This window comes from Microbacterium sp. MTN4-26 (assembly GCF_042846595.1).
Lineage (GTDB): Bacteria > Actinomycetota > Actinomycetes > Actinomycetales > Microbacteriaceae > Microbacterium > Microbacterium luteum.
In genome coordinates this window covers 1-13,818 of sequence record NZ_BTGO01000013.1, presented here as the reverse complement: position 1 = coordinate 13,818, position 13,818 = coordinate 1, and the positions used below count along the sequence as shown (strand labels likewise).

Here is a 13,818-nt window from a genome sequence, read left to right as displayed (position 1 = left end):
GCGGCGCCGGCACACGAAATGTTCATGCGGGTAACACTGCGGAAACGCGTCCCGCGTAACGTCGGCCGCGTGAAACCCGTGCGCACCGCGATCCGGGCTCGGCGAGCCTTCGTCGACGGATCCTTCCAGCCCGCGACCGTCGTGCTCGACGGCGGCTGCATCGTCGACATCCTGGGGGCACGCGAGCGGGTCGACACCGAATGGCGTGTGCTCGTGCCCGACGATGCCGTGCTGCTGCCGGGCCTGGTGGACTCGCACGTGCACGTGAACGAGCCGGGACGCACCGAGTGGGAGGGATTCCGCTCGGCCACCCTCGCGGCCGCCGCGGGCGGCATCACGACGATCGTCGACATGCCGCTGAATTCCGTTCCGCCCACGACCACGCCCGAGGCGCTGGAGATCAAGCGCGAAGCGGCCGCCGCATCCGCTTTCATCGATGTGGGCTTCTGGGGCGGAGCGGTTCCCGAGAACCTGGGCAGCCTCGCGCCGCTGCACGACGCCGGCGTCTACGGGTTCAAGTGCTTCCTCGCACCCTCGGGAGTCGACGAGTTCGGGCACCTCAGCACCACGCAGATGGAAGAGGCGATGACCGAGATCGCCGCGATCGGATCGCGGTTGATCGTGCACGCCGAGGATCCGACGTTCCTTGGCCCCGACGGGCCGCTCGGGCGCGACTACGACGGCTTCCTGCGCTCGCGCCCACCGGCGAGCGAGGCAGCGGCGATCACCACCGTGATCGACGCGATGCGACGCACCGGGGCCCGCGCCCACATCCTGCACCTGAGCGACGCGCACGCGCTGCCGGTCATCCGTCAGGCGAAGGCGGAGGGGCTCCCCCTCACGGTCGAGACGTGTCCGCACTACCTCACGCTGATCGCCGAGGAGATCGCCGACGGTGCCGGCGAATTCAAGTGCTGCCCGCCCATCCGCGAGGCGGCGAATCGCGATCTGCTGTGGGAGGGAGTGCTCGACGGCACCATCGACGGCATCGTCAGCGACCACTCGCCGTCGACGGTCGAGCGCAAGCGCGACGGCGACGGCGACTTCGGGCTCGCGTGGGGCGGGATCGCCGGCCTGCAGGTCGGGATGTCCGCGGTGTGGACCGAGGCGCACCAGCGCGGCATCGCGCTGGAGACGATCGTGCCGCTGTTCACCACCGGCCCGGCCGCGATCGCGGGCGTCGATGCCGGACGCATCGAGATCGGCGCGGCCGCCAACCTCACCGTCTTCGGGGCCGACGATCCGCTGCATGTCGACGCGCGGCGGCTGCTGCATCGCAATCCGATCTCGGCATACGACGGGCGCGACCTCACCGGCCGCACCCGCCGCACGTGGCTGCACGGGCGATCGGTGTTCGACGTGACCGAGGGCGGAGCGGGCGAGGCGCCGCAGTGGCGGGGCAACCCGTGCGGCCGCCTGCTGTCGCGCGACGGTGACGGAGCCTGACGTCATGCGTTTGGATGAGGGCATGATCGCGTCGTTCGAGATCCTGCAGCCGGGGCGGGGCGAGATCCCCGGCGACCACTACCTGCCCGCGCGACTGGACACCGTGTCATGGGGGCGGCTTCCCTGTGAGACGGATGCGGCCGTGCTGCGCATCGGTGCCGGCGAGACCGTCACGATCGACACCGTGAGCCACGAGGGAATCCTCGAGGATCAGGGCAAGGACCCGCACGCCTTCTTCGCCCGCCACGGTGTCTCGGCCGACGCCGTGCTCGAGGACGCGGCGGCGATCGCCGCCGACGGGATGCGGGACCCCGAGCGCGACGGCCCGCACGTGGTGACCGGCCCCATCCATGTGGAGGGTGCCGCCGTCGGCGACCTGCTCGCGATCACCGTCGAGCGCCTGGACCCGCGCGTTCCCTACGGCGTCATCTCGAACCGTCACGGCAAGGGCGCACTGGTGGGCGAGTTGCCGCGCGGTGAGTCCAACGTGAGTGTGTTCACGCCGGTCCACGAGCGGGCCGGCCGGCTGTTCGGAGCGTTGCCGCTGCGCGACACCCTCGGCGCCACCGCCGACGTCGAGCGCGAGGTGGAGTTCCCGCTGGCGCCGTTCCTCGGCACGATGGGGGTGGCGGTCGCCGGCGACCGGCATCCGCATTCGGTGCCGCCGGGAAGCCATGGCGGCAACATCGACATCAAGCTCCTCACCGTCGGCGCCACGCTCTACCTGCCCGTTCAGGTCGCCGGTGCGCTCGCCTACGTCGGCGACCCGCACTTCGCGCAGGGCGACGGCGAGGTCGCGCTGACCGCGCTGGAGGCGTCGCTGCGGGCGACGCTGAGGTTCGACGTCGTGCCCGCCGCCGAGGCTCGGGAGCGCTTCGGCGAGCTCGCCGGTCCGCTGGTCAAGACCCGCGAGTATCTCGTCCCCACCGGCATGCACGAAGACCTCGGCGAAGCCATGCGGCGATGCGTGCGCGCCTCGCTGTCGCTGCTCCATGCCCGATACGGCATGGATGAGCACCTCGCCTACGCCTATCTCTCGGCGGCGGTCGACTTCGACATCTCCCAGGTGGTCGACATCGTCTGCGGCGTGCACGCGCGCATTCGCGAAGCCGACTTCGACGGCCCGGCTGCGGTGGCCGCGGCCCACGCCACCACGACCGGATTCGACGCCGTCGGCGGCGCGTTCGACGGTTCGGTCTGGCGCACCGTGGGCGACCCGCTCTACCAGGGCGCGTGGGATGGTCCGCTCTCCGGTCTCACGGTCGCCGTCAAGGACGTCTTCGCGATCAAGGGCTACCGCGTCGGAGCCGGAAACCCGACGTTCCTCGACGGCGCCCGGCCCGAGACCCGCACGGCGCCGGCGGTCGGCGACCTGCTGCGCGGCGGCGCTTCGCTCCGGGGCATCGCGCGCACCGACGAGTTCGCGTACTCGATCGCCGGTGACAACGTGCACTACGGAACCCCGCCGAACCCCGCCGCGCCGTGGGCGCTGCCCGGCGGCTCGTCGAGCGGTCCCGCCGCGGCTGTCTCGCTCGGCCACGCCGACATCGGCCTCGCGACCGACACCGCCGGGTCCGTCCGCGTCCCCGCCTCGTATCAAGGGCTGTGGGGGCTGCGAACGACGCACGACTTCGTGCCGCGCCAGGGGATGCTGCCGCTCGCGCAGTCCTTCGATACCGTGGCGTGGCTCACCCGGGACGGCGATACGCTGCGCCGCGTCGCGGACTGGTGCCTCAGCTACGACGGATCGGAGTCGACCGAGAGCGTCTACGGTCCGTCGGCCGAAGACCTGCCGTGGCGCTTCCTCGTGCCGCGGGAGGCGCTGGCCGTGGTCGAACCCGAGACGCGCGCGGTGTTCGAGCGGATGCTCACCCTCCTCGCGGCCGCTGACGAACCGCCCGAGGTCGACAGCGTGTCGATCGGCGACCTCGACGACTACGCCGTGCCCTTCCGCACCGTGCAGGGTGCGGAGGCCTGGCGCAACAACGGCGACTGGCTGCGTGAGCACCCGGGCGCCGTCGGACCCGCCGTCGCCGAGCGCTTCCGCGCCGCGTCGCAGGTGACGTCGGCCGAGGAGCGCGAGGCGCGCGAGAAGGTCACGGCGATCGCCCGAGGCCTGGCGAGCATCGTCGCGGGCGGAGTTCTCCTCCTGCCGACCGCGCCCGGTCCGGCGCCGTCGCGCACCGCGGAGCCGGCCGACGTCGACGCGACCCGCTTGGCGAGCCTGCGCATGACCACCCCCGCCGCCGTGGCGGGGCTCCCCTCGATCTCCGTGCCGCTGCTGACGGTGGCCACACCCGACGGACCCGCACCGGTGGGTGTGTGCCTGGTCGCGCCCGCCGGCACCGACCTCGCCCTCGTGCGGCTGGCGCAGCGCCTGGCCGCCACGGTCACCCGCACGGTGTGACCGGCATCCCGACCACCGCATCCGAACCCCGAACGACATCGATCAGAGACACCATGAGCATCCCCGCCCCCATCGACCCGCCCGCCCGACTTCTCATGGGCCCCGGGCCCATCTCGGCCTACCCGAGCGTGCTGCGCGCGATGTCGGCGCCGCTGGTCGGGCAATACGACCCCTTCATGACCTCGACGATGACCGAGACGCAGGCGCTCTACCGCGACGTCTTCGCCACGACCAACGACGCCACCGTGCTCGTCGACGGCACCTCGCGCGCCGGCATCGAAGCGGCGATCACGTCCCTTGTTCGCCCGGGGGAGAAGGTGCTCGTGCCGGTGTTCGGACGCTTCGGGCACCTGCTGGCAGAGATCGCCGAGCGCGCGATGGCCGAGGTGCACACCATCGAGGTCGAGTGGGGTCAGGTGTTCACCCCATCCGCGATCGAAGAGGCGGTGCTGCGGGTGAAGCCGATGCTGCTCGCGCTCGTGCAGGGGGACACCTCCACCACCATGTGCCAGCCCCTCGATGAGATCGGCGAGATCTGCCGACGGCACGGCGTGCTGTTCTACACCGACGCGACGGCGTCGCTCGGCGGCAACGACTTCGAAGCGGATGCGTGGGGTCTGGATGCCGCGACCGCGGGCCTGCAGAAGTGCCTGGGCGGGCCGTCGGGTTCGGCGCCGCTGACGCTGAGCGACCGGGCCGTCGAGGTCGTGCGCTCCCGCAAGCGGGTCGAGGCCGGCATCCGCGAGGAGGGCGACGCGAGCGCGGACGACTTCGTGCGGTCGAACTACTTCGATCTCGGCATGATCCTCGACTACTGGGGCCCGAGGCGGCTGAACCATCACACCGAGGCGACCTCCATGCTCTACGGCGCCCGAGAGTGCGCGCGGGTGCTGCTGCTCGAGGGGCGGGATGCCGTCATCGCGCGGCACCGCCGCATCGGCGACGCGATGCTCGCCGGGGTTCGGGGGCTCGGCCTGACCGTGTTCGGCGACGTCGCGCACAAGATGACGAATGTCGTCGCCGTGGAGATCCCGGAGGGCGTGGCCGGCGACGCCGCGCGACAGGCGATGCTGGAGGACTTCGGCATCGAGATCGGAACGTCATTCGGCCCGCTGCACGGGCGGGTGTGGCGCATCGGCACCATGGGCTACAACGCTCGCCCCGACGCCGTTTTCACCACGCTCGTCGCGCTCGAGCACGTGCTGCGCCGCTTCGGTGCGCGCGTGCCGGTCGGCGGCGGCGTCGACGCGGCAGCCGAGGTGCTGCGGTGACGGCGGCTCTCCTCGACATCTCCCCCGACGCGATCGCCGCATCCGCTCGACGCGTGATGGCGCGCTGCGACGAGCTGGCCCGCGAGACCTCGATGGAGGGCGGCCTCGAGCGCGTGTATCTGTCGCCCGAGCACGCCCGCGTGAACCGTCTCGTCGCGGAGTGGATGCGCGAGATCGGCATGACCACCCGCCAGGATGCCGCCGGCAACCAGGTCGGCCGGCTCGGATCCGACCCGCGCGGCATGACGACCGGCGACGAACCGGCGCTCCTGCTCGGGTCGCACCTCGACACCGTTCCGGACGCTGGTCGCTTCGACGGCATGCTCGGCGTGCTCATGGCCCTGGAGGTCGTGCGCCTGCTGCGTGTGCGCACCGACGAGCAGTGGCGGTCGGCTCTCGGCTTCGCGCTGGAGATCATCGCCTTCTGGGACGAGGAGGGAACCCGGTTCGGCACGGCCCTGCTCGGATCCTCCGCGGTGGGAGGCGTCTGGCGCGACGAATGGTGGGGCCTCACCGACGCCGACGGCACGACGCTTCGTCAGGCGTTCCTGGAGTTCGGGCTCGACCCGGGCCGCATCGGCGAGGCGGCCCGCCGTCCCGACGAGCTCGTCGGATACCTCGAAGCGCATATCGAACAGGGCCCCGAGCTCGACCGTCGAGGCGAGTCGCTCGCCGTCGTCTCCTCGATCGCCAGTGCGCGCCGCTTTCTGCTCACGGTCGAAGGGGAGGCCCGGCACGCCGGCGGAACCCCCTACGACATGCGCCGCGACGCGCTCCTCGGGGCGAGCGAAGGTGCCCTCGCCGTCGAGCGGCTCTGCCGCGCCGAGCACCACATCATCGGCACGGTCGGCCGCTTCGAGGCCTTCCCCGGCGGCGTGAACGTCGTACCGGGCGAGGTGCAGTTCTCCCTCGACCTGCGCGGAGAGTTCGACGGTGAGCGCGATCGCGTGTGGCACACCCTGTCCGGTGAGCTCGACGAGATCATGGGGCGCCGAGGGCTGCGCTGGCGCGCCCGCGAGATCCACTCCGCGGCCGCCGTGTCGTGCGCACCGCTCCTCCAGGACGTCATCCGCGAGGGCATCGGTGCGACCACGTCGACGGCTCAGGATCCCGCGACCATCTTCAGCCGGGCCGGCCACGACGGCATGGCCATGGGCGGCATCACCGACATCGGCATGCTGTTCCTGCGCAACCCCGACGGCATCAGCCACCATCCGGCCGAGTCCGTCTCGACCGGCGACGTCGCCCACGGCATCCGCGCCCTCGCCGAAGCCGTGCTGCACCTCTCCCACTCCCGCTCCTCCTGATCCCTACCCCCCACACTCACCTCACCTCCCCTCCCACCAACCCATGTCCCAATTTCTGCTGTTCTCGGCCCCTGAGAGCGCAGAAAAGGGGACATGCACCACAGCTCCAGTCGACCCACAGACGGGATCCTCATGACCACCCTGCTCATCACGAACGCCCGACTGATCACCGTGCCCACCGGCACCGACGATCCCGGATACATCGACGGCGGGTGGATGCTCGTCGACGACGATCGCATCGCTGCGGTAGGCGAGGGGGAGCCGCCCGCCGGCACCACAGCCGATGAGACCCTCGATGTCGGGCGCAGCTTCGTCGCGCCGGGGTTCGTGTCCTCGCACAGCCATCTCTTCACGAGCGGACTGCGCGGTCTGGGCGTCGGCGAGACGCTGTACGGCTGGTGCGACTCGATGCTCGGGATGACCTCCGGAGCGACCGCCGATGACATCTACTGGTCCACGCTGCACGGTGCGCTGGACTTCCTCGGCAACGGCGTGACGACCGCCTACAACTTCACTGATCCGCTGCAGTCGTGGGAGCGGATGGTCGACGGCAAGCGTGTCGGCGATGCTCCCATGCGTGAACTGGAATATCACACGCGACAGGCGGATGCCTGCCTCGACGCCGGCATCCGCTTCGTCGACTCGATCGGCATGGACGCCACCGTCGGCACCGACGAGGAGATCCACGACCGCTTCGCGCAGAGCGTCGCCCACACGCGGTCGCTCGACGCGGACTACGCCCTGGGCGCCTCGATCATGGGGCAGGTGCAATGGTCGCCCCGCGAGGACGCCGCCGAGATCGAGGTCGAGGCGATGCGCCGCCTCGGCGTGACGAACCAGGCGCATTTCCTGGAGTCGCCGGAGGCGGTTCCCCTGCAGCAGTCGAAGTTCGCGATGTACCGCGACGCCGGAGCGCTCGGTCCCGACATGATGTTCGGCCACTTCATCCAGACCACCCCCGAGATCATCGCGGAGACGGCAGCGGGCGGTGCGAGCATGTCCTGGCAGCCCGCCTCGAACGGGCGTCTCGCCTCCGGTGTGGCGCTGGTGCCCGAGATGCTCGAGATGGGGATGAAGGTCGGCATGGGCCTCGACGACCAGGCCTGCACCGACGTGTCGGATCCGTGGCAGAACATGCGCATGGGGATGGCGATGCAGCGCGCGCGTACCAAGGACCCCCGGTCGATGATGCCGGAGACGCTGCTGCGCCTGCACACGCTCGGCGGGGCCGAGATCATGGGCGTCGCCGATCGGGTCGGAAGCCTCGAGGTCGGCAAATTCGCCGATTTCGTGGTCGTCGACCCCCGCCGCCCCGACGTCGGACCGCTGTGGCATCCGGTGCGCTCGTACGTGCTGTCGATGAGCTTGCGCAATCTCACCCGTGTGTACGTGGGCGGGCGCCTGGTGTCGCAGCACGGCCTGTCGACGAACCCGCTGTCGGCCGAAGCGAGCGTGCGTGTGCACGCCCAGCTGCCGCAGATCGCGGCGCGTCTCGGTCATCCCCACTGATTTGGGGGACTCTCCGCCGGGTGTAACGAGGTCGAAACACCCCGGCAAGTGTTCGTGAAATCTACATCCCGTAGCGTCCTCAGCACGCGAGACGGAATGCATTGCGAATCGCGCTCCCTTACCCGAGGCACCACCCGCACCAGAGGACATCTCACATGACCTTCCTTTCTTCCCGACGGGGCCGCATCTCCGCGGCACTGGCCGGCATCGCCGTGTCGGCTCTCGCCCTCACCGCCTGCGCCGGTTCGTCCGACTCGGAGCCGGCGGCCGACACGGACGACGCCGCATCCGAGGAGATGATCACCGACATCACGGTGCAGCTCAGCTGGATCAAGAACGAGGAGTTCGCCGGCGAGTTCTTCGCCGACAGCAACGGCTATTACACCGACGCCGGCTTCGACTCGGTCACCCTCGTCCCCGGACCCTCCACGAGCGCCACCGAGCTCATCTCGGGCACCGCCGACTTCGGCATGAGTGACGCGGTCTCGATCGGATCGGTCGTCGCCTCCGAGGGCGCGCCGCTGAAGATCATCGGCACGACCTACCAGAAGAACCCGTTCACCGTTCTCTCTCTCGCCGACGGCGGCAACATCGCGACCGTGGACGACCTGGTCGGCAAGAAGATCGGCGTGCAGGACTCCAACACTGCGCTCTTCAACGCCTTTCTGTCGGCCAACGGCCTGACCTCGGACGACGTCGAGATCGTCCCCGTGCAGTACGACCCGGCGCCGCTCACCAACGGCGAGGTCGACGGATTCATCTCGTACCTGACCAACGAGTCGATCATCGTCGCGGAGGAGGGCTACGACACCGTCAACCTCCCCTTCGCCGACAACGGCCTGCCCTTCGTCGCCGAGACGCTCGTCACCACCGACGACATGATCGCGAACAACCCCGCCACGGTGAAGGCCTTCCTGAAGGCCGAGATCATGGGCTGGACCGACCTCGTCAACGACCCCGAAGAGGGTGCTCGCCTCGCCTACGAGGAGTACGGCGCCGACCTCGGTCTCGACCCCGAGACCTCGACCCTCGGATCGATCGCCCAGGTCGACCTCGTCGTCACCGACGAGACCGAGGCGAACGGCCTGTTCACGATCAGCGACGAGCTTCAGGCCGCAACGATCGAGAGCCTCGCGGGTGCCGGCATCGAGCTGACCGCCGAGGACCTCTTCGACCTCTCCCTCCTCACCGAGGTGTACGAGGAGAACCCCGAGCTCGTCGACTACATGGGCTGATTGAGAGAGTTCCACTGTGACGATTCCCGTCGCCCAGACCGGTGCCCAGGGGACGACCCTGGGCACCGGCCTGCAGATCACCGACCTGAACAAAGTCTTCACGAGCGGCCGCAAGTCGGTCGCTGCGCTGCAGGACGCCAATCTCCACACCGACCAGGGCACGTTCCTGTCGCTGCTCGGACCGTCGGGATGCGGCAAGTCCACCATTCTGCGCATCCTCGCCGGGCTGGAGCAGCCCACGAGCGGAACGACCCGCGTGGACGGGAAGAGCCCGAAGGAGCTCCGCAAGGAGAACAAGCTCGGCATCGCGTTCCAGGACTCCGCGCTGCTTCCCTGGCGCAGCGTGGTGTCGAACATCCGCCTGCCGTTCGAGATCGCCGGGCAGCAGGTCGACAAGGCCTACGTCGACGAGATGATCGCCCTCGTCGGACTGAAGGGCTTCGAGAAGGCCAAGCCGGCGCAGCTGTCCGGCGGGATGCGCCAGCGCGTGTCGATCGCGCGGTCCCTCATCATGCGGCCCGAGGTGCTGCTGTTCGACGAGCCCTTCGGTGCGCTCGACGACATGACCCGCCAGAAGCTCAACCTCGAACTGCTGCGCATCTGGACCGAGAAGCCCGCGACCACACTTCTGGTCACCCACGGCATCTCGGAGGCCATCTTCCTCTCCGATCAGGTCGCGGTCATGAGCCCGCGTCCCGGGAGGGTCAAGGAGGTCATGACCATCGACCTGCCTCGTCCGCGCCTGCCCGAGATGATGCGCAGTCCCGAGTTCCACTCCTACGTCGACCAGGCTTCCGAGCTGCTGTTCGGCGAGGGAGGCGCAGCGGCCGATGACCACTGAGGCCCCCACCAAGTCCCGCACGATCGAGTGGGAGGACGTGCGCCTGCCGCCGTGGCTCATCGGAACGATCGGCGGTGTCGGCCTCATCGCGTTCTGGTGGATCGTCTCGGCCGTCTGGGTCAGCTCGACGGGCGCGCGTCCGATCCCGAGCCCCCCCGAAGTGATCGGCGCCTACATCGCCGCCGGGTGGGACTACTTCGCCCGCAACTTCGCGGTGACCCTCACCGAGGCCGGCATCGGCTACCTGTGGGGCAACGGCCTCGCCCTGCTCATGTCGGGTCTCGTGCTCATCGTTCCGCGCCTGGAGGGCGTGGCGATGCAGGTCGCGATCCTCACGTACTGCGTCCCGATCGTCGCGATCGGCATGCTCGCCGTCGTCCTCATCCCGCCGCCGGCCGTCGGCGAGCCCGCGGGAACCGCCATCCTGCTGGCCGCTCTGTCGTGCTTCTTCACGACCGTCGTCGGCGCCCTGCTCGGATTGAAGTCCGCCGACAAGACCAGCCTCGACCTCATCACCGTCTACGGCGGATCGAAGTTCACGCAGCTGTTCAAGGTGCGTCTGGTCGCCGCCGTGCCGGCGATCCTCAACGCCCTGAAGATCGCCGTGCCCGCCGCGTTCCTCGGCGCCGTCCTCGGCGAGTTCTTCGGAAAGATCGAGGTCGGTGTGGGCCTGGCCATGGTGCTCGCACAGCAGGCCTCGGATGCGCCGCTCGTCTGGGCGCTCGCGCTCGCATCCGGAGCCGTGTCACTCGCCGGGTTCGGCATCGTCGGCATCATCGCGCGCGTCGCGGCGCCGTGGTCGAAGGGAAGTGCGTCATGACATCCGTCACGAGTCCGCCCGTCGCATCGCCGCCCGACCCCGCGGGGCCGCCGGCGACATCCGAGCGGCTGCAGAACACGATGCGCAAACAGGCCGCCACGGGGGCGCTGCGTGCGTTCCTCTGGGGCATGGCGACCTTCCTCGGCACGATCGTCGCCGTGATCGTCATCTGGGTCGGTGTGCTGTGGGTCTTCCAGATCTCCCCGCTGATCGCCAAGGGCCCGATCGACGTGTGGAACTACCTCTTCGAGGTGCCCGCGGCCGAAGCCAATCGCGAGATGATCTTCGCCAACCTCATGGTCACCCTCGGCGATGCGGCGATCGGCTTCATCGCCGGGCTCGTCGTGGCGACGCTCGGTGCCACGGTGTTCCAGCTCAACAAGGGGATCGAGCACGCCCTCATGCCCGTCGCGATGCTGCTGCGCTCGGTGCCGCTCGTCGCGATGGCGCCGGTGATCATCCTGATCTTCGGTCGCGACTTCTGGACCCTCGCGGTCATCGGCGGCATCGTGGTGCTCTTCCCCGCACTGGTGAACATCTCCTTCGGCCTCCGTTCGGCGTCACCCCAGATGAACGATCTCGTCGATGTCTACGGCGGCGGCGCGTGGACGAAACTGCAGAAGGTCGCGATGCCGACCTCGCTTCCGGCCTTCTTCGCGGCCGTGCGCATCTCGGTGCCCGGCGCGATCACCGGGGCGCTGCTGGCGGAGTGGCTCGCGGTCGGCGGCGGCATCGGCGGTTCGATCGCCGGCTATGTGCCGCAGGCCCAGTTCAGTGCGCTCTGGACCTCCGTCGTCGCGGTCACCGCCGTGTCCCTCATCCTCTACAACGTCGTCCAGATCGTCGAGGACGTCGTGCTGGCCCGTATGGGCATGCATCCCCAGAAGGGCGTTTGACTCCTTGAGCACCATCGATCTCGCCGCCTTCGCCCACGGGCTCCCGAAGGCGGAACTGCACCTGCACCTCGAAGGAACACTCGAGCCCGAGCTGAAGTTCGCCCTCGCGGCGAAGAACGGCATCGAGCTCGACCAGAAGACCGTCGAGGATGTGAAGGCCAGCTACGACTTCACCGACCTGACGAGCTTCCTCGCGGTGTACTACCCGGCGATGCAGGTGCTGCAGACCGCTGACGACTTCCACGATCTCGCCTGGGCGTACCTGCAGCGCGCGAAGGCGCAGGGTGTCGTGCATGTCGAGATGTTCTTCGACCCGCAGGCCCACACGAGTCGTGGCGTGCCCTTCGCCGAGGTCATCACCGGCTATCGCCGGGCGGCCGTGCGTGCGCAGGACGAGCTGGGGATCTCGGCCGAGCTCATCCTCTGCTTCCTGCGCGACTTCTCCGCCGAGTACGCCATGGCCACCCTCATGGAGGCGCTGCCCTACAAGGCGTGGATCGTGGGAGTCGGGCTCGACTCCGACGAACGGGGCAATCCGCCCGAGAAGTTCGCGACGGTGTTCGCCCGGGCCCGGGCGGAGGGCTTCTTCCTGACGATGCACTGCGATATCGACCAGGTCGGGTCGATCGACAACATCCGCACGGTGCTCGAAGACATCCAGGTCGATCGCATCGACCACGGCACGAACATCGTCGAAGATCCGGCGCTCGTCGACGCGGCGATCGCGAAGGGCATCGGCTTCACCACGTGCCCGGTGTCGAACTCGTTCGTGACCGATCAGATGAAGAGCGACGAGATCGTCTCGCTGCTGCGCAAGGGCGCCCGCGTCATGGTCAACTCCGATGACCCCGCCTACTTCGGCGGCTATGTCGGCGACAACTACGTGGCCCTCGCTGAGCAGGCGGGACTGACCGCGGCCGATCTGGTGCAGCTGGCGGTCAACTCGTTCGAGGCGTCGTGGCTCACGGCACGCCGTCGAGAGGCGTTCGTGCAGGATGTGCGGGAGTACGCGCTCGCCGCCGGCGTCGAGCTGCCCGCCTGAGGTCGGGCCGTGACGAGCACGCTTCCGACCGGCGCCCTGCCGGCCGGAGTCGCCGCGGCCGACGGCGAGGCGTCGGGCCTGCGCCTCGGGGCGCACATCCGGCGCCTGAGGAAAGGGCACGGGCTGACGCTCGTGCAGGTCGCCGAGGCGACGGGACTGTCGCATCCCTTCCTCAGCCAACTCGAGCGTGGGCTCGCACAGCCGAGCCTCGGGTCGCTGCGACGCATCGCCGTCGCGCTGCAGACGAGTCCCATCGAGCTCGTCGCCGCCGCCGATGAGCCCGTGGCCGACCTGCCGCCGGTCGAGATCCAGCGTCGAGACGACCCGCGCGGCACGACGGTTCCCGACGGCTTCGCCAGCGGCACCGCGCGTCTGCTGGCGGCGGCGTCGCGTCCACTGCATCCGGTGGAGATCAGCGCCGCGGCGACCTCACCTGGAGAGGCGTTCCAGCATCCGGAAGACGAGTTCGTCTACGTCGTCGAAGGCACGGTCTTCCTCGATCTCGACGGCGAGACGCGCACGCTGTCGGTCGGCGACTCCGCCTACTACGCCGGCGGTGTGGCCCACCGGTGGTGGTCGGCCGACGGCGCCCCCTACCGCCTGGTCGTGGTGAAGCAGGGCTCCCGCCGCGCCTGACCCGGTCCGCCGCGATCGCCGGAGCCACCGGCCTCCGTGCGAATGCGGCGCCGTCCACCGTGCACGTGCGGCGCCGGTCACCGTGCGCGGATGTTGCGCCGGCCACCGTGCACGGATGTCGCGCCGGCCACCGTGCACGGATGTCGCGCCGGCCACCGTGCACGGATGTTGCGCCGGCCACCGTGCACGAATTCAGGCTGGTTCCGTTCGGGAGCGCGGTTCTAGGTGTACTGACCTCGACCGTTGTTGATTCGGTCGATGGGGGACTTGCCTCCGATGCCGAGGTGTCGCCTCTCCAGGTTGTAGTGGTCGATCCAGGCCGTCAAGGCGGCGGCTCGGTCCTCGTTGGAGGTCCAGGGTTGGGCGTATGCCCATTCGGCGGCGAGGGTGCGGTTCAGTCGTTCGACT

12 protein-coding genes are annotated in these 13,818 nt (G+C 69.5%); 11 read left to right on the top strand and 1 reads right to left on the bottom strand.

Annotated elements, in window-relative coordinates:
* Positions 1-69: 69 nt before the first annotated feature.
* The 11 genes from allB (at position 70) to ACGG9C_RS11835 (ending at position 13,410) form a co-directional block, all read left to right on the top strand.
* Positions 70-1,446, top strand: coding sequence for an allantoinase AllB (gene allB, locus ACGG9C_RS11885; protein ID WP_228480884.1), 1,377 nt, complete (start codon positions 70-72; stop codon positions 1,444-1,446).
* A 4-nt stretch (positions 1,447-1,450) separates the two neighbouring features.
* Positions 1,451-3,853 (top strand): amidase family protein, encoded by a 2,403-nt coding sequence (locus ACGG9C_RS11880; RefSeq protein WP_336510681.1) that lies wholly within the window; start codon positions 1,451-1,453, stop codon positions 3,851-3,853.
* Between the two features lie 53 nt (positions 3,854-3,906).
* A complete protein-coding gene (locus ACGG9C_RS11875) occupies positions 3,907-5,124 on the top strand; it encodes an alanine--glyoxylate aminotransferase family protein (RefSeq protein ID WP_194384270.1) in 1,218 nt (405 codons plus the stop codon).
* On the top strand, positions 5,121-6,431 hold the full coding sequence (locus tag ACGG9C_RS11870) for a Zn-dependent hydrolase (RefSeq protein ID WP_228480885.1): 1,311 nt from the start codon (positions 5,121-5,123) through the stop codon (positions 6,429-6,431). The genes ACGG9C_RS11875 and ACGG9C_RS11870 overlap by 4 nt, the downstream gene beginning before the upstream one ends.
* A 132-nt stretch (positions 6,432-6,563) precedes the next feature.
* Positions 6,564-7,940 (top strand): amidohydrolase family protein, encoded by a 1,377-nt coding sequence (locus ACGG9C_RS11865; protein WP_194384271.1) that lies wholly within the window; start codon positions 6,564-6,566, stop codon positions 7,938-7,940.
* A gap of 155 nt (positions 7,941-8,095) precedes the next feature.
* Entirely contained in the window at positions 8,096-9,175 is a 1,080-nt protein-coding gene (locus ACGG9C_RS11860) for an ABC transporter substrate-binding protein (RefSeq protein ID WP_194384272.1), read from the top strand.
* 22 nt (positions 9,176-9,197) lie between these two features.
* Positions 9,198-10,016, top strand: a complete 819-nt coding sequence (locus ACGG9C_RS11855) for an ABC transporter ATP-binding protein (protein ID WP_071044355.1) — start codon at positions 9,198-9,200, stop codon at positions 10,014-10,016.
* Positions 10,006-10,836, top strand: a complete 831-nt coding sequence (locus ACGG9C_RS11850; RefSeq protein WP_071044285.1) for an ABC transporter permease — start codon at positions 10,006-10,008, stop codon at positions 10,834-10,836. Before ACGG9C_RS11855 ends, ACGG9C_RS11850 begins: the two co-directional genes overlap by 11 nt.
* Positions 10,833-11,732: an ABC transporter permease gene (locus ACGG9C_RS11845; RefSeq protein WP_194384273.1), complete on the top strand. Its 900-nt coding sequence runs from the start codon at positions 10,833-10,835 to the stop codon at positions 11,730-11,732. Before ACGG9C_RS11850 ends, ACGG9C_RS11845 begins: the two co-directional genes overlap by 4 nt.
* 4 nt (positions 11,733-11,736) lie before the next feature.
* Positions 11,737-12,774, top strand: a complete 1,038-nt coding sequence (gene add, locus ACGG9C_RS11840) for an adenosine deaminase (protein WP_228480887.1) — start codon at positions 11,737-11,739, stop codon at positions 12,772-12,774.
* Between the two features lie 9 nt (positions 12,775-12,783).
* The gene (locus ACGG9C_RS11835) at positions 12,784-13,410 is read left to right on the top strand and encodes a helix-turn-helix domain-containing protein (protein ID WP_228480888.1); all 627 of its coding nucleotides are present in this window, start codon (positions 12,784-12,786) and stop codon (positions 13,408-13,410) included.
* 221 nt (positions 13,411-13,631) lie between these two features.
* On the opposite strand, the gene ACGG9C_RS11830 is transcribed toward ACGG9C_RS11835, so the two are convergent.
* On the bottom strand, positions 13,632-13,818 hold a 187-nt coding region (locus ACGG9C_RS11830), incomplete at its 5' end, for an integrase core domain-containing protein (protein ID WP_390178682.1).